This window comes from Arthrobacter sp. NPDC056691 (assembly GCF_042791415.1).
GTDB lineage: Bacteria > Actinomycetota > Actinomycetes > Actinomycetales > Micrococcaceae > Arthrobacter.
Genome location: NZ_JBHTXX010000004.1, coordinates 123,153 through 138,693, shown reverse-complemented (window position 1 = coordinate 138,693; position 15,541 = coordinate 123,153). Strand labels below are relative to the sequence as shown.

The following is a 15,541-nucleotide window of genomic DNA, read 5'->3' as shown; positions in this document are numbered from 1 at the left end:
CCGGCGCCGGCTGACGTGACACGTCCCGCCTGTAGCCTCGATAAGCTAAAGGCATGACTTCCGAAGCAACCACTGCCCCCGTCATCCGTGCCGACGGCCGCACCCCGGACCAGCTCAGGCCCATCAGCATCACCCGCGGCTGGTCCAAGCAGGCCGAGGGGTCGGCCCTCATCGAGTTCGGCAACACCCGGGTCCTGTGCACCGCTTCCCTCACTGAAGGCGTTCCGCGCTGGCTCAAGGGCGAAGGCCGCGGCTGGGTGACCGCCGAATACGCCATGCTCCCGCGTGCCACGAACACCCGCTCGGACCGCGAGTCCGTCAAGGGCAAGATCGGCGGCCGCACCCACGAGATTTCCCGCCTCATCGGGCGCTCGCTGCGTTCGATCATCGACACCAAGGCCCTGGGGGAGAACACCATCGTGCTGGACTGCGATGTCCTGCAGGCCGACGGCGGCACCCGGACAGCGGCAATCACCGGCGCCTATGTGGCGCTCGCCGAGGCCATCCGCTTTGCCCGCGAGAACAAGATGATCGCGCGCAATGCCCAGCCCCTGACCGACACCATCGCTGCCGTGTCGGTGGGGATCATCGACGGCATCCCGATGCTGGACCTGCCGTACATCGAGGATGTGCGCGCCGAAACCGACATGAACGTCGTGGTGACCGGCTCCGGCAAGTTCGTCGAGGTCCAGGGCACCGCCGAGGGCGCACCCTTTGACCGCGACGAGCTCAACAAGCTGCTGGACCTGGCCCTGCTGGGGACAGAACAGCTGGCCGCCATCCAGCGCGAAACCCTGGCCGAAGCGCCGTGAATGGGAACAGCGCCGTGAATGGGAACAGCGCCGTGAATGCCGGAACTGCACCCGGGGCTTCTCCCCGGCTGGTGCTGGCCACCCGCAACGCCGGCAAACTGCGGGAGCTGCGTGAGCTGCTGCGCGGGCAGATCCCGGGGCTCGACGTCGACACGCAGGTAGTGGACGCGGCCGCCGTCGGAGCCCCGGACGTCGCGGAAACAGGGGTGACCTTTGCGGAAAATTCGCTGCTGAAGGCGCGGGCGGTGGCTGAGGCCACGGGACTGGTGGCCATCGCTGACGACTCCGGGCTGGCAGTGGATGTCCTCGGTGGTGCGCCGGGGATTTTCTCGGCGCGGTGGGCTGGCCGCCACGGTGACGACGACGCCAATCTGCACCTGCTGCTGGCCCAGTTGGCGGACGTGCCGGACGGGCACCGCGGTGCCGCCTTCGTGTGCGCGGCGGCCCTCGCGGTGCCGGCGCCGGCATCCGGGGACGGGGCCCGCGAGGTGGTGGAGTACGGCCAGCTGGCCGGAACGCTGCTGCGCGAACCGCGCGGTGAAGGCGGGTTCGGCTACGATCCCGTCCTGGAACCCCTGGGCCTGGACCGCAGCTGCGCAGAGCTCAGCCCGGAGGAGAAAAACGCCATCAGCCACCGCGGCCTGGCGTTCCGCGCGCTGCTTCCCTCGATCGTCGAGGCACTGCGGCAATAAATCTTCTGCACACAGGAAAGGCACCTCAGTTCTGAGGTGCCTTTCCGCGTTTGGGGTTCCGGCTGTGCAGGAAGCCTGCCGGAGCGCCGGTCAGTCGAGGTTGGTTTTGCGTTCTGCCTCGGGCTCGTGCTCCTCGATGAACTCCTCCACCGGGTCCGTGCCGAAGGCCGCGGCCTCGCGCTTGGCGGCCATGCCGCGGATCACTTCAATGCCCACCGGGATCACCGAAAGCAGGACAATGATGATGAAGATGATGTCCAGGTTGTCCCGCACCCACGGGACCTTGTCTCCCAGCAGGTAGCCGAGAAGGGTCACGCCGCCGCCCCAGAGGACAGCGCCGATGACGTTGAACAGGAAGAACTTCCGCTTGTCCATTCCGGCGACGCCCACGATGACGGGAACAAACGTGCGGATGATGGGCACAAAGCGGGCCAGGATCAGGGCTTTGCCGCCGTGCTTTTCGAAGAACTTGTGTGCGCTGTCGACGTTCTCGCGCTTGAAGAGCCGTGAGTCCGGCTTGTTGAAGATGGCGGGGCCGGCCTTGGACCCGATGAGGTAGCCGGTCTGGTTACCGAGGATGGCGGCCACGATGATCAGTGCGGCGAAGAGCCAAATGTTGAATTTGATCGTGTCCGTGGCCACGAGCAGGCCCGCCGTAAACAGCATGGAATCGCCGGGCAGGAAGAACCCGATCAGCAGCCCGGTTTCGGCGAAGATAATGCCGCACACCAGCAGAACAACCCACGGGGCAAGGGCAGGGTCGGCGAGGAACACCTGGGGGTTAAGCCAATCGGGCAGGAATGATGCCAGATGCGGCTGGACGGGGCCGGCGCCACCCAGCGCGGGCACGGCAAAGTCGCTCAATGCATTAAAGTTCACGTTTCAAGGGTACTTGACGGGTTCAGCGCCCCGGCCGGGCTACAGTTGTCCCCGTGAGTTTGGACTTTACGGCGATCGACTTCGAGACCGCCAACGGCTTCCGCGGTTCGCCGTGCGCCGTTGGCCTGACCAAGGTCCGTGGCGGCGTCATCGTCGAGGAGGCCTCGTGGCTGATGCGGCCGCCGGAAAACCACGATTCATTCGATTATCACAACGTCCGTGTCCACGGCATCAGGCCCGAACAGGTGGCGGGCAAGCCCCGCTTCGGTGAGCTTTTTCCGGAGATCGGCGCGTTCATCGGTGGCGACATCCTCGCAGCGCACAATGCCGCCTTCGACCTCGGCGTAATCCGTTCCGGGCTTGAGGTCTCGGGGCTTCCCGGCCCCGCCTACGACTACGTGTGCACTGTGATGCTGTCCCGGCGCTGCTACTCCCTGGTTTCAAATTCCCTGCCCTTCGCCGCCGAAGAGGCGGGCGTGCCCCTCGTGAACCACCACGACGCCGCCGAGGACGCCAGGGCATGCGCCGGCATCCTCATCGATATCGCCGGGCGCAACCGGGCCAACAGCATTGCCGAGCTCTACCTTTCACTGGGGCTTTCCATACCCCAGCAGGCTGCGTTCGACCCCTCCGCCGGTGAGCTTTCGAAAGCCACTGCCGCGGCACTCGCCGCCGCGGGCGGTGCCGGTGCTGACCGAGTGATCCGGCCGTTCCGCAGCGGATGGCCCGAGGAAGGACCCAATCCAGAGCCCAATCCCGACGCCGAACCCGGGAACCCGTTGTTCGGTCAGACCGTCGTGTTCACTGGCCAGCTCGCGATGCCGCGGCCCGAAGCGAAGACGCGGTCCGCTGAACTGGGGGCGCGCCCGGAAAGCCGGGTCACGGCGCGGACCAGCGTCCTGGTGGTGGGGGACGGCTTCGTGGCGGGCGACTTGCGCTCCGGCCGGCTCACGGGCAAGGCCAAACGCGTGCTGGAGCTGCACGACCGCGGCCAGGCCATCGAGGTGATTTCCGAGGGGGAGTTCCTGCAGATGGTGGGCGGCGCACCGGCATACCTGGCGGACGCTTCCGCAGGTCCTGCAGCCTTTTAACTGACGCTCCCTCACATCCTGCGGGTTTTCTTCAAACGCTCCCTCACGTCCTGCCGGGTTTCTTCGAACGCTCCGTCAGGTCCTGCCGGAGCGGACGAGACCACCGGCAGGACATGAGGACGCGTTGCGGAATACCGGCAGGATCTGAGGGGGCGTCCTAAAACGCGTGGGTTGGTGGGCGGCGCCCGGTACACACGGCGCAACAAAGCTTCCCTCCGCCGTCGGCCTTCTCCTAGCCTTGCCCCATGGGCAAGCTAAGCACACTGGGCAATTCAGGCGGACTGGGTACCGTGTTCGCCTTTCCCAACCCGGTCAACGAGTACGCGGCCCGCATCACTGCCGGGCTGGTGGTCCTGCTTGCCGCCGCAACTCTGCTCACCGGCTTCGGCTGGGGCCTGGCGCTCATTGCCGCCGGTTTTTGGCTGCGGGTGCTGTTCGGCCCGAGGATCTCCCCGCTGGCCCTGCTTTCGGTCAAGGTCCTCGCCCCGCGGCTGGGGCGGGTCAAGCTGGTGCCGGGGCCGCCCAAGCGTTTCGCACAGGGCATCGGCGCAGCGATGTCCACGGCGGCCGCCCTCCTGCTGGCCGCCGGCCTCGCGCCTGCCGCCTGGATCCTGCTCGCCGTGCTGATTATTGCCGCTTCGCTGGAAGCCTTCGCCGGGTACTGCCTCGGCTGCGCCATCTTCGGCCTGCTGCAGCGCCGGGGGCTCATCCCCGAAGACGTCTGCGAGGCCTGCAACAACATTCCGCTCAGCCAGATGTGACGGCAACCAGCTGCCCGGCCATGCCGCGGATCACCTCGGGCGCCTCGAGCGCGTCCAGCCAGTCCGTGGGCAGGCAGGCCGTGCCGTAGTACGCGCCCAGGATGTTGCCTGCGATGGACCCGGTGGAATCGCTGTCGCCGCTGTGGTTGATGGCCACGGCTATGGCCGCCTTGAAATGGTCCACCGGATGCGCCGTGCCGTCTGGCTCTGCGCTGAGTCCGGGCGTCCGTGGAGTCGTGGCCAGGACCGCATAAAGCCCGACGGCGAGAGCCTCCTCTGCGACCCAGCCCTCACCCAGTTCACGGACCAGGTCCTCCGGGCTGAGCAGGGTGGCCTCGCCGGCGAGGCGGACCGCGGCCCCCAGCCGCTCGCGGAGTTCGGGCGCCGCCCCGTTGTCGCCCAGCACCCGGGCCAGGGCAGCCTGCGCTGCCTCGGCCAGGCTGCTGCCCTGCACCAGGGAATGGATGAGCAGGCTGAATGAGCCCGCGCTCTGCCGGGCGGAGGGATGCCCATGCGTGAGTGACGCCGCGTCGGCACTCAACTTGTACACGGAGTCCGCCGGAATGTGCGGAACGAGACCGAAGGGGGCGGAACGCATCACCGTTCCGCAGCCCTTTGAATCAGGATTGACCGGACGGGCGGCCGTTCCCATTTCACCGGTGGCCAGCCCGCTCAGGCAGGCATTGCCCGGTGCCCGGCGGTGCCGCAGCACCTCCTGGCCGTCAATCCAGCGGGACTGCGGCCGCGGCGCGGATTCGGGAAGGGGCACGCCCTGCGTGTCCAGCCAGCGCAGGTACGCAAGCCACACGCAGGCGTTGGCATCGGCGCCGACACCGGAGTTGGCCCACTCCAGGGCCTCGACGATCCCGTCCACCGTGTAGAGCGTCATCTGCGTGTCGTCCGAGAAATGCGTCCCGCCGTCGAGCATGGAAAAATCCCGGAGGCCTCCGGCGCCAAAACGGCCCCGGATCTCGTCTATCGGAGCGAACTCGACGGCGTAGCCGAGCGAGTCGCCCAGGGCGCCGCCCAGCAGGCAGCCGTGGATGCGGGACTCGGAGGACGGAATGGTGCCGGGATCATTGCTCATGCAGGCAAATTTACCTGCCCGCGGGATCTCTCCCGGCCCTCTGGTTCCGGACTCAGTGATGTGGACCGCTGCGATCCCGGACCGCGCTGTGATGTCGCCCTCTCAATGCCGGGCCGCCAGCCACCGGACGATAAGCTCGGATTCAGCAACCGTCCAGACTTTGCTGCCAGACTGCTGGGGCCGGCTCCCGACGTGAGCGGCGTTCCCCCGCTGACCGAAACAAAGGATTCCCCCCGCCATGACCACCCCTGTGTCCGTTCCCCCGACCGACCACCGGCAATCCGCCGGTGACAACGGATTCCGGCCAGGACTCCTGTCCAGGCTCGGAGCGGAGGCCTTCGGAACGCTCTTTCTGGTGGTCGCCGGGCTGGGCGTGCCGCTCTTCACCCTGCCGCAGTCCAACCCGCTGCCAGGCGCCCTCGCCGGCGGCCTCGCCGTGACTGCGGCGATGCTGGCCTTTGCGTACATCTCGGGCGGCCACTTTAACCCGGCCATCACGCTGGGCAACCTCGTTGCGGGGAGGATCGGCATCGCCACAGCCGCGGCCTACATCGGCGCGCAGCTGGTCGGCGCGGCGGCGGGCGCGCTCGCCCTGTTCGGCATCCTCCGCACGGTGCCTAACATTCCGGACGCCCGCACGGCGTTTGACACCGTCACCGCCGGCTTCGGCGAGCACTCCGTGATCCAGACGTCGATGGCCGGCGTGCTGCTCGTGGAAGTTCTGGGGGCAGCCCTCCTGGTCGCAGTGTTCCTCGGCATGACGGCCCGCCGCAACATCCATGCGGCCGCCGCCCCGTTCGCCGTCGGGCTGGCATTTGCCGTGCTGCTTCAGCTGGGCCAGGCCCTTGGCAACGCACCCTTCAACCCCGCCCGGGCCACCGCCTCTGCGCTCTTCAGCAGCAGCTGGGCGCTGGAGCAGCTGTGGCTGTTCTGGGTGGCCCCGCTCGTCGGTGCCGGCATTGCAGGCCTTGTTTTCCGTGGGTTCGCCGATGCCCGGGACCGCAGTGCCGCCGCCTTGGACACTGACCACACCGACGACGAGGCGGACGCCAAGTCTGACCTCGTGGATGACATTGACGACGACGTGGACGAACAACCCGCCGCAGAAACGCGCGTGGCAGACGAACACGTGGCTGATGGCAGGGCCGCAGCGCCTGAGGCAGGCAGCGACGAGGCGCGCGACTTCTTCGACGGGCCGCGCAGCAAGCAGTCCTGACGCGCCGAAGCGCGGGGTCGGCTATTTTGTCAGTGCCCGCGTCTAGCTTATGAATATGCGGTTATTGCACACTTCCGACTGGCATTTGGGCCGGTCTTTCCACGGCGTCGGCATGCTGGACGCCCAGCGCTCCTTTGTCGACCAGCTGGTTGCCCGGGTCACGGACCTCTCCATTGACGTGGTGCTGATCGCCGGCGACGTCTACGACAGGGCACTGCCGGGCGTCGACGTCGTCGACCTCCTGGATGATGCCCTGGTCCGGATCACCGGGGCAGGCGCCCAAGTGGTGCTCACCAGCGGAAACCACGACTCCGCCATCCGGCTCGGATTCGCCTCCCGGCTGCTGGAGAAGGGCGGCGTTCACCTGCGCACCCGCCTTCAGGAACTGGATGTCCCGGTCCTGCTGCCGTTCGGCGGCGCGGGCACCGAACAGGGTGAAAAGGGTCCGGTGCTGGCGATCTATGGCATCCCGTGGCTCGAACCCCGGCTGGTCGCCGAGCAGCTCGGCGTGGACACTGCCAGCCACTTCGAGGTCACCCGTGCTGCCACGGAACTCATCAGGGCCGACGTCGCCGCGCGCAGCGAATCCCGGACGGTCCATTCCGTTGTGCTGGCACACACCTTCGCCAGCGGGGGCATCAGCTCGGACAGCGAACGCGACCTGAGCATCGGGGGAGTGGGGGCCGTCCCGCTGGACCTGTTTGATGGCTTCAGTTATACGGCGCTCGGCCATCTGCACGGCCGGCAGTCCCTCTCCACGGAGGTGCGGTACTCGGGCTCGCCGCTTGCCTACTCGTTCTCGGAAGCGAAACATCGGAAGGGCGGCTGGCTCGTGGACGTTGACGGGTCCGGCATCACCGCAGTCGAGGAAATCCTCTGGGACGCCCCGCGGAAACTTGCCGTCCTCCGGGGCACGCTCGACGGCCTGCTGGAGTCACGCGAGCACGCCTGGGCCGAGCACGCCTACTGCCAGGTGACCCTGACGGACGCCCAGCGGCCGTCCCAGGCCATGGAGCGGCTGCGCGCCAGGTTCCCGGACACGCTCGTCCTCGGTTTCGAGCCGGAGGGCGCACCCGCCGCCGCGGCGGCGAGCTACAGCAGCCGGCTGGCGAACGCAGAGGACGACCTCGCCGTCTGCTGCGGATTCCTGGAACACGTCCGCGGCCGGGAACCGGATACGGCGGAACAGGCCGCCCTCACCGAAGCGTTGGAGAACGTGCGTCTGCAGGAGGCATCACTGTGAGGATCCACCGTCTGGAAATCTCCGCGTTCGGGCCGTTTGCCGGAACCGAAGAAATCGATTTTGACCGGCTGAGCGCCCACGGCCTGTTCCTGCTCAATGGCCCTACCGGCGCCGGCAAGACCAGCGTGCTGGACGCCATCTGCTACGCCCTCTACGGCTCCGTGCCCGGTGCACGGCAGGACGGCAAGAGGCTACGAAGCGACCACGCCGACACGGCTGCCGAACCCAGCGTGACCTGCGAATTCACCGCCCGTGGCAGGCGTTTTGAAGTCTCCCGGTCACCGGCCTGGGACAAGCCCAGTGCCCGTGGACGGAACGGGTTCACCACCCAGCAGGCCAAGACCCTCCTGCGTGAACGGGTCGCGGGTGCGTGGGTGGAAAAGTCCGGCCGGAACGACGAAGCCGGGGCGGAGATCACCGCGCTCCTTGGCATGGACCGCGAGCAGTTCACCCGCGTTGTCCTGCTGCCCCAGGGGGACTTCGCCGCGTTCCTCCGGTCCAAGGCCTCTGACCGCCTCGAACTGCTGCAAAAGCTCTTCGGAACCGAGCGTTTCGAGGCAGTGGAACGGGAACTGGCGTTGCAGGCCGCCGTGGCCGCCCGGGAGGTGGTCGATCTTGAAGGCAGCCTGGGCCTGCTCGTGGCGAGGGCCAGGACGGAGGCTGCGGCCCTCGAAGTGGATTCCGCCGCAGCACCGGAATCCGCCGGCGGTCTGGAACTGCTGTCTTGGCTGGAGGCTGCAGCCTCGGAGCGCGCCTCGGCACTGGCCGGGGAGGCAGAATCCTGTGAGGAGCAGCGCCGCGGGTGCGCGGAGCGGCTCGAAACGGAGCTGGCCAGGGAGGGGAGACGAGTCAAGCTTGCGGCCGCCCTGCGCCGGAGGGCAGAGGCAGAGGCCGCCGCTCCCGGACTGAGCAGCGCCGGGGCCGCGCTGGACCTGCACCGGAAGGCAGGGCTCCTCGGTGGACAGCTCAAGGCCGTGTCCGCCGCCGAGGCCTTGTTTGCCCGGGCCGAAAGGGCCTTGGACCTTGCCTCCGCCAGTGTGCAGGAGGCAGCGAGGTCCAGCTCCGAACTGGCCGGCATGGAACACAGCGTCGTTGTGGATCACGGCGGCGCTATGGAACACAGCGGCGTTGTGGATGACGGCGGCGCTATGAAACACAGCGGCGTTGTGGAACACGCTGCCATCACACAGCACGCTGCCATCACAAGGCACGGTGTCGTCGACGTCGCCGCGGAGCTGTCGCGCCTGCGGTCGCTGGCCGCCGTGATCGGCGAACGTCTGGCCGATGAGAACCGGCTGGGTGGCCTGCACGCACGGGCCGCCGGGCTTGTCCAGCGGCGGCAGGAACTCACCCGTGCCGGCGACGACCACGCCGCCCGGCTGCTTTCCCTCCGCGCCGAGATGGAGGCTCTGCGTTCTGCCCTGCAGCCGCTCGAGCAGCTGGCAGGGGAATCCGTGTTGCGCACCAAGGAGGCGGCAGCCGCCGACGAGCTGGTGGACGTTGTCAGGCGCTATGGAACCGCGGCAGCAGAGCGTGCCGCCGTCACCGAACGGCATCTCAAAGGCAGGGAACGCCACCAGGAACTGCGCGGGCAGTGGCTGGACATCCGGGAGGAACGCCTGGCCAACGCGGCGGCTGAATTGGCTTCGCGCCTGGAACACGGCGCGCCCTGCCCTGTCTGCGGCAGCCCGGAGCACCCCGAACCGGTTCCGGCCGGGGACTCCGTCCTTGGACTCGCCGAGAAAGAGGAACGCGCCAGGGAGCGCAGCGAGGCGGCCGAGCGCGCGCTGTCCGCACTGGAAGCCGAGCTCTCCGAGGCGAGGCAGCAAGTCGCCGTTCTCGCCGGCCAGGGTGGCGACACCGATCCTGCTGAAGCGGAGGAAGCCGCCCGGACAGCCCGGGAAGCCGCTGCCGAGGCAGCCGCCGCCGCAGCGGAGCTGGCAATCAGCAGGAGCCGGCAGGAGGAACTGGCCGAACGCATCGACGCCACGGAAAATGTGCGGGTGGACGGGCTGTCGCAGCTGGCCCAGACGGAATCCGCCCTGGCCGAAATTGAAGGGCAGTCCGCCGATCTGGAATCCTCGCTCGAAACGCTTCGTGCCGGCCACGCCAGCCTCGGACTTCGAAGCGACGCCATCGGCCAGGTTGTCAGCGTTCTTGAACAGGCTGACGCTGCCCGGACTCAGCGGGACCAGGCTGCGGCCCGCCTGACGGACGCGCGGACCCAGCTAGACCACGCTCTTCCCGAGGCCGGATTTGCAGCGGCCGATGAGGCCCGCGATGCCTTGCTGCCGGGGCCCGACGCGGCGAGGCTGGAGTCGGCCGTCCAAGCCGGACGGGACGAGGAGATGCGGCTCCAGGAGCTGTTCGCCAGCGAGGAACTCGTTGTCGCGGCGCAAGAACAGGCGGCACAGGAACAGGCAGCCGGCGAACACGGTGCCGGAGACCACGGCGCCGGCGAACACGGTGCCGGCTCGGCGGCGACCGCGGTGGACCTGAACGCGCTGCGTACCGAAGCCGGACAGGCTGCCCAGGTCGCAAAGAACGCGGAGCTGGCGGCTGGCCTTGCCCGGCAGGCCGCCAAGGCCCTGGGGTGCCTGCAAGCCGAGTACGGGGAACTCGCTGAGTCCGGCCGGGAGCCCCGGGAACGCGCTGAAGTCCTGAAGGGCCTGGCCGAGGCTGCCCGCGGTTCCGGCGACAACACCTACCGCATGAGCCTGAACGCGTACGTCCTGGCCGCACGGCTCGAGCAGGTTGCCATCGCCGCGTCCGAAAGGCTGGTGGCCATGAGCGATGGCCGCTACACCCTCCAGCACTCGGACGCGAGGGCAGCCCGGAACGCGAAGTCCGGGCTGGGGCTGGAAGTCGTGGACGAATGGACCGGCCGCCGCCGCGACACCTCGACACTTTCCGGCGGGGAGTCCTTCATGGCCTCGCTGGCCCTGGCCCTGGGCCTCGCGGACGTTGTGCAGCAGGAGGCCGGCGGCGTCGACATTGAGACGCTGTTCGTCGACGAGGGCTTCGGCAGCCTCGACGATCAGGCACTGGAACAGGTCATGGACGCGCTGGAGGGCCTGCGGGACGGCGGCCGCGTAGTCGGCCTGGTGAGCCACGTGGGGGAGATGAAGCAGCGCATCGGCAGCCAGCTTCAGGTGGTGAAGCAGCGCAACGGCTCCACGGTGCACATCGTTGATGCACTCGTAACGGCCTGAATCCGGCGATGCCCGCCGCAGGTCGGGCATCCCGCAGGTCGGGCATCCCGCCGGGCGGCAGCCCGCCACGGGGACTTACGCGTCCGGTACCTCGGGCCACTATCATGGGACTGTTACCGGGTTCAGCGCATCGGGAGGAGGGACGATGCGCACGACTGAACGAGCCCGCATACATGAGCACTTCAACGGCGCCCCAGCCACCCGCCGACCCCCGTCCTCTCAACCCCTCCGCCAGAACTGACGCGCCAGCCCCGCAGCTGGGCGGCCGTTTCGCGCGCCTGCCGGCGCTGGCGGGCTGGGGATTCCTGCCCGTCGGCCTGTTTGCCAGGCTGCCCCTAGCGATGCTGACCCTGGGAACCCTTACCCTCGCCACGTCGGTCACCGGCTCGTATGCCGTTGGCGGGGCGGCTGCCGGTGCCGTCGGTATCGGCTCGGCCGTCGGCGCGCCCATCCTCGGCTGGCTCGCCGACCGGTTCGGCCAGCGCCCGGTACTTCTGGTCTCGGCCGTCTTGAATGCTGTGGCCGTGCTTGCCGTCATCGCCACAGCGTACTTGATTCCCGGCGTGCACGACGCCGGCGCGGCGTGGGGCGTCATAGCGGCCGCGCTGGCGGCGGGCATCAGCTGCCCCCAGGTCGGGCCGCTGGCCCGTGTCCGGTGGATGGCCCTCACGGCCGACGGCCGGAGCGCAGGGGGCAGCACCGATCTGGATGTCGCGCTGTCCTATGAGAGCACGGCCGACGAACTGACCTTCGTGCTCGGTCCGGCCCTCGTGGGCGTCCTGGCCAGCCTGGTTGCACCATGGCTGCCGCTGGCGCTGGCCGCGGCGCTCACGCTGACGCTCGTTCCCGCCTTCGCCGTTCACCGTACCCACGCCGCTGTTCCGCGGCGGGCCCCCATCGGCACCCGCGCGGGAGACGGCAGTACGGGACAGAGCAGTGCGGGACAAGCCAGGTCCGGCGGCCGGCTTGCCGGCGTGGCCACTGTGGCACTTCCTGTCCTGGCGATGGTCTGCATGGGCACGTTTTTCGGCTCCACGCAGGCAGCTTTGAGTGCGTTTGCCGCCGGGTTCGCGACGTCAGAGGTGGCCGGACTGCTTTACGCCGTCATGGGAATCAGCTCGGCTGCCGCCGCGATCTCTGTGGCCTACTGGCCGGCCGGTTTCCCGGTGGCTGCCCGCTGGGTAACCGGGGCGGCGGCCATGGCCGGGCTGTCTGCCCTGCTGTTCCTGCCAACCGACGGCTGGGGCATGGTGCTGGTGCTGCTCGCACTGGGCCTTCCGGTTGGTCCGGTCATGGTCACGGTCTTTGCCATCGGCGGGCTGGTGGCACCACCGGGCCGGCTGGCCACAGTGATGACGGCGCTCGCCAGCGGCATCGTCGCGGGCACCGCGCTTGGATCGTCCATGGGCGGCCAATTGGCGCAGGAAGGGGGCCACCAGGCCGCCTTCCTCGTCACGGCGGCCGCCGCGGCGGGACTGTTCGCTCTCGGGGCGGTGGCCGCCGTCGTCGTCCGTTCCCGGAAACGAACAGCTCAGGCGAGCTGACCTTCGATCCGCGCCGCGCTGGCCGTAAGGGCCGCGGCCACCTCTGCCGGATCCTGCGACGAGCGGATATAGACGACGGCGACCGCTGCCGGGCGCCCGCCGGGCACCCGGACAGGTGCGGCAAGTGAGGAAACCCCGGCGATAACCTCGTCGTGGCTTGCCGCGTAACCGCGCGTCCGCGCCTCGGCAGCTTCCGGGCGGTAGGGCACCGCGGGAGCCAGCTGGCTCCACTCATGCTCCGTCAGTGCTGACTGGATGGCGATGCCGGGCGCGCCGGAGCTGATCGGATGGCGGGACCCCGGATGCTGCACGACGGTGGCCGCCGAATGCCGGGGCTCCACCGTCACAAGCGTTACGCAGTCCTGATGGTCCCACACAGCCACGAAGGCCGTCATGTTGAGTGTGTTGGCCAGCTGGGTCAGTTCCGGCAGGGCAGCGGTCTGCAGGTTCCGCGATACGCCGCGCGCCAGCACCGCGAGGCCGGGGCCGGGCTGGACCCGGCCGGCGTCGTCACGCACCAACAGGGAATGGTCCTCGAGGGTCCGCAGAATCCGGTAGGCGACGGAGCGGTGGACGCCCATGGCCTCCGAAAGCTCGGCGATGGTCAGCGGGCGGTCGGCTTCGGCAAGGATTTCCAATGCGCGGATGCCCCGCGAAAGAGTCTGCGATGGGGAAGCCTGGGCGGGCGCAACCTGCGCTGCGGCACCGGCGTTGGGAGTCATGCTGTCCATCCTAGGCATGTAAACGGGACCGCCAGCCAAAAGGGCTTGTGTGGCCCGTCACGTTGGGCTGCCGTTCCATATAGGAATTGCCTGTTCAACTATAGAACAATTCACTAGGGAACAGTTTAGAACGACTGCGGCACGGTGCGCCAGAGACGATAAACCGCGCACCCAGGGGATCAATGATGACGGCCAATCCAGCAGCGGGTCCCGGGGTTCCGGGCAGGACCTCGGTTCCCCGTGCCCACCGCTTCCGCGGCAGCCTGGGCCGGTTCGCCACCGGGGTTGCCATCGTCACTTTCGACGGCGTCACCAAGCGGCACGGCATCACCGTCAACTCCTTCACCGCCGTCTCCATGGACCCGCCGCTGGTCCTGGCCAGCATCGCCCGCACCGCCAGAGCCCACGATGAGCTGGCGGGCCGGCCCTTCACCGTCAACATCCTGGGGGCCGAGCAGCGGCAGCTGGCCACGCACTTCGCGGGGCGTCCGGGGCCGGAGCCGAGGTGGGTGGAAGGCGCAACGGCGCCCCGCCTCGCCGGCGTGCTTGCCTATTTCGAGTGCCGGCCGTGGGCGGCGTACGACGGCGGCGACCACACCCTGTATCTCGGCGAGGTGGTTGACTTCGACCACCGCAGCGGCGACGCCCTGGCGTTCGCCAACAGCGCCTTCACCACCATCCCCGAGAGCCAGTTGGGGATAGAGGACCTGCTGTAGGCGCCACACCTTCCCTACGAAATGACAGTTCAACGACGACTGGAGGCAGCGATGGGCATCAGGACCGGCCAGCAGTATCTGGACAAACTCAATGCGATGACCCCGCACATCATGATCGACGGTGAGGTGGTCAGTGAAAAAGTTGCCGATCACCCGGCCTTCCGTAGCGTTGCCCGGCAGTACGCGAAGCTGTTCGACATGCAGCACGACCAGCGGTACCAGGAGGCGCTGACCTATGAGTCACCCACCACGGGCGACCTTGTCGGCGCATCCTTCCTGGTGCCCCGGACCATCGAGGACCTGCAGCACCGGCGCCGGGCAACCTCCACATGGGCCGAGGCCACCAACGGATTCCTCGGCCGCACGGGAGACTATATGAATTCCGCCCTCACTGCCCTGGGCACGGCGGGGAAGTGGTTCGCCCAGGCGGATCCCAAGTTTGCAGAGAACATCGGCAAGTACTACGAGTGGGCGCGCGAAAACGACATGCTGGCAACCCATACGCTGATCCCGCCGCAGGTGAACCGCTCGGTGTCCGGCTCCGAGCAGCTGGGCGGACAGCTCACGGCCCACATCGTCGCGGAGCGCAGCGATGGCATCCTGGTCCGCGGCGCGCGCATGCTCGCCACGATCGCACCCATCGCCGATGAGCTGCTGGTTTTCCCGTCCACGGTGCTCCGCGGGACCCCGGAAGATGCCCCTTATTCCTTTGCCTTCGCCATCCCGAATGACACGCCGGGGCTCCGGTACCTCTGCCGGACCTCGCTGTACAACGGCGGCAGCATCCATGATGAACCGCTGGCGTCCCGCTATGAGGAAATGGATGCCGTGGCCGTCTTTGACGACGTCTTTGTTCCAAGTGACCGCATCTTCATGCTCGGCAATCCCCAGCTCTGCAACTCGTTCTACGCCGAGACCGGCGCCGGCGCCCTCATGACCCACCAGGTGGTCACGCGGACCATCGCCAAGAGCGAGTTCTTCCTGGGCCTGGCCTCCGAACTCGCCGACTCGATCGGCATCGACGGGTTCCAGCACATCCAGGAGGACATCGCCGAGCTGATCATCGACGTCGAAATCGGCAAGGCGCTGGTCCGCGCGTCGGAGGCCGACGCCGGACTCAACGAGGCCGGCATGATGCTGCCCAAGTGGACCACCCTCAACGCGGCCCGCAACTGGTATCCGAAGGTGGCCCAGCGCTTCCCGCAGATCATCCGGAAGTTCTCCGCGTCGGGACTGATGGCCCTGCCCGGCGAAGCGGACGTCAAGAGTGATGCCAGGGCGGACATCGACCTCTACTTGCAGGGGAAGACGCTGACCGGGCCCGAGCGGGTCCGGCTGTTCAAGCTTGCGTTCGACGCCTCGATCTCAGGTTTCTCCGGCCGGCAGTCCCTGTACGAGTACTTCTTCTTCGGGGATCCGGTCCGGATGGCCGGGGCGCTGGTCAACACCTATGACCGCGGGCCGGCCAGGGCGCGGCTTCGTGAGTTCCTGCACCGGACGGACTGAGGGGTGCGCCAGATCACACTTTCGTAGTATCCTCACACTAACTGACCGTTCGATCAGTAA

At 68.1% G+C, this 15,541-nt stretch carries 13 protein-coding genes; 10 read left to right on the top strand and 3 right to left on the bottom strand.

Going from position 1 to position 15,541, the window contains the following annotated elements; all coding sequences use genetic code 11:
- The first annotated feature begins 53 nt into the window (after positions 1 to 53).
- Both rph and rdgB read left to right on the top strand, forming a co-directional pair.
- Complete coding sequence (rph, locus tag ACFRAU_RS05670; RefSeq protein WP_377999154.1) at positions 54 to 812, top strand: ribonuclease PH; 759 nt, start codon at positions 54 to 56, stop codon at positions 810 to 812.
- Between the two features lie 14 nt (positions 813 to 826).
- Positions 827 to 1,504, top strand: coding sequence for an RdgB/HAM1 family non-canonical purine NTP pyrophosphatase (rdgB, locus tag ACFRAU_RS05665; protein ID WP_377999153.1), 678 nt, complete (start codon positions 827 to 829; stop codon positions 1,502 to 1,504).
- Between the two features lie 90 nt (positions 1,505 to 1,594).
- On the opposite strand, the gene ACFRAU_RS05660 is transcribed toward rdgB, so the two are convergent.
- Positions 1,595 to 2,368 (bottom strand): VTT domain-containing protein, encoded by a 774-nt coding sequence (locus ACFRAU_RS05660; RefSeq protein WP_377995192.1) that lies wholly within the window; start codon positions 2,366 to 2,368, stop codon positions 1,595 to 1,597.
- A 68-nt stretch (positions 2,369 to 2,436) separates the two neighbouring features.
- On the opposite strand from ACFRAU_RS05660, the gene ACFRAU_RS05655 reads away from it, so the two are divergent.
- Together ACFRAU_RS05655 and ACFRAU_RS05650 are read left to right on the top strand one after the other, a co-directional pair.
- Positions 2,437 to 3,474, top strand: coding sequence for an exonuclease domain-containing protein (locus ACFRAU_RS05655; protein WP_377999152.1), 1,038 nt, complete (start codon positions 2,437 to 2,439; stop codon positions 3,472 to 3,474).
- A 245-nt stretch (positions 3,475 to 3,719) separates the two neighbouring features.
- On the top strand, positions 3,720 to 4,235 hold the full coding sequence (locus tag ACFRAU_RS05650; protein WP_377995147.1) for a DUF4395 domain-containing protein: 516 nt from the start codon (positions 3,720 to 3,722) through the stop codon (positions 4,233 to 4,235).
- On the opposite strand, the gene ACFRAU_RS05645 is transcribed toward ACFRAU_RS05650, so the two are convergent.
- A complete protein-coding gene (locus ACFRAU_RS05645) occupies positions 4,222 to 5,322 on the bottom strand; it encodes an ADP-ribosylglycohydrolase family protein (protein ID WP_377995146.1) in 1,101 nt (366 codons plus the stop codon). The two genes, ACFRAU_RS05650 and ACFRAU_RS05645, sit on opposite strands and share 14 nt — an antisense overlap.
- 238 nt (positions 5,323 to 5,560) lie before the next feature.
- On the opposite strand from ACFRAU_RS05645, the gene ACFRAU_RS05640 reads away from it, so the two are divergent.
- The 4 genes from ACFRAU_RS05640 to ACFRAU_RS05625 all read left to right on the top strand — a co-directional run bounded on the left by ACFRAU_RS05640 (position 5,561) and on the right by ACFRAU_RS05625 (position 12,537).
- On the top strand, positions 5,561 to 6,538 hold the full coding sequence (locus ACFRAU_RS05640; protein ID WP_377995145.1) for an MIP/aquaporin family protein: 978 nt from the start codon (positions 5,561 to 5,563) through the stop codon (positions 6,536 to 6,538).
- A 55-nt stretch (positions 6,539 to 6,593) separates the two neighbouring features.
- The gene (locus ACFRAU_RS05635; protein ID WP_377999151.1) at positions 6,594 to 7,781 is read left to right on the top strand and encodes an exonuclease SbcCD subunit D; all 1,188 of its coding nucleotides are present in this window, start codon (positions 6,594 to 6,596) and stop codon (positions 7,779 to 7,781) included.
- Positions 7,778 to 10,993 (top strand): AAA family ATPase, encoded by a 3,216-nt coding sequence (locus ACFRAU_RS05630; RefSeq protein ID WP_377999150.1) that lies wholly within the window; start codon positions 7,778 to 7,780, stop codon positions 10,991 to 10,993. Before ACFRAU_RS05635 ends, ACFRAU_RS05630 begins: the two co-directional genes overlap by 4 nt.
- 173 nt (positions 10,994 to 11,166) lie before the next feature.
- Entirely contained in the window at positions 11,167 to 12,537 is a 1,371-nt protein-coding gene (locus ACFRAU_RS05625; protein WP_377999149.1) for an MFS transporter, read from the top strand.
- Here ACFRAU_RS05625 and ACFRAU_RS05620 read toward each other — a convergent pair.
- Positions 12,525 to 13,259: an IclR family transcriptional regulator gene (locus ACFRAU_RS05620; RefSeq protein WP_377999148.1), complete on the bottom strand. Its 735-nt coding sequence runs from the start codon at positions 13,257 to 13,259 to the stop codon at positions 12,525 to 12,527. The two genes, ACFRAU_RS05625 and ACFRAU_RS05620, sit on opposite strands and share 13 nt — an antisense overlap.
- Before the next feature lie 185 nt (positions 13,260 to 13,444).
- Here ACFRAU_RS05620 and ACFRAU_RS05615 point away from each other — a divergent pair, with 185 nt between their 5' ends.
- The gene (locus tag ACFRAU_RS05615) at positions 13,445 to 13,975 is read left to right on the top strand and encodes a flavin reductase family protein (protein ID WP_377999147.1); all 531 of its coding nucleotides are present in this window, start codon (positions 13,445 to 13,447) and stop codon (positions 13,973 to 13,975) included.
- Positions 13,976 to 14,026: 51 nt separating this feature from the next.
- Entirely contained in the window at positions 14,027 to 15,481 is a 1,455-nt protein-coding gene (hpaB, locus tag ACFRAU_RS05610; protein WP_377999146.1) for a 4-hydroxyphenylacetate 3-monooxygenase, oxygenase component, read from the top strand.
- The last annotated feature ends 60 nt before the right edge of the window (positions 15,482 to 15,541 follow it).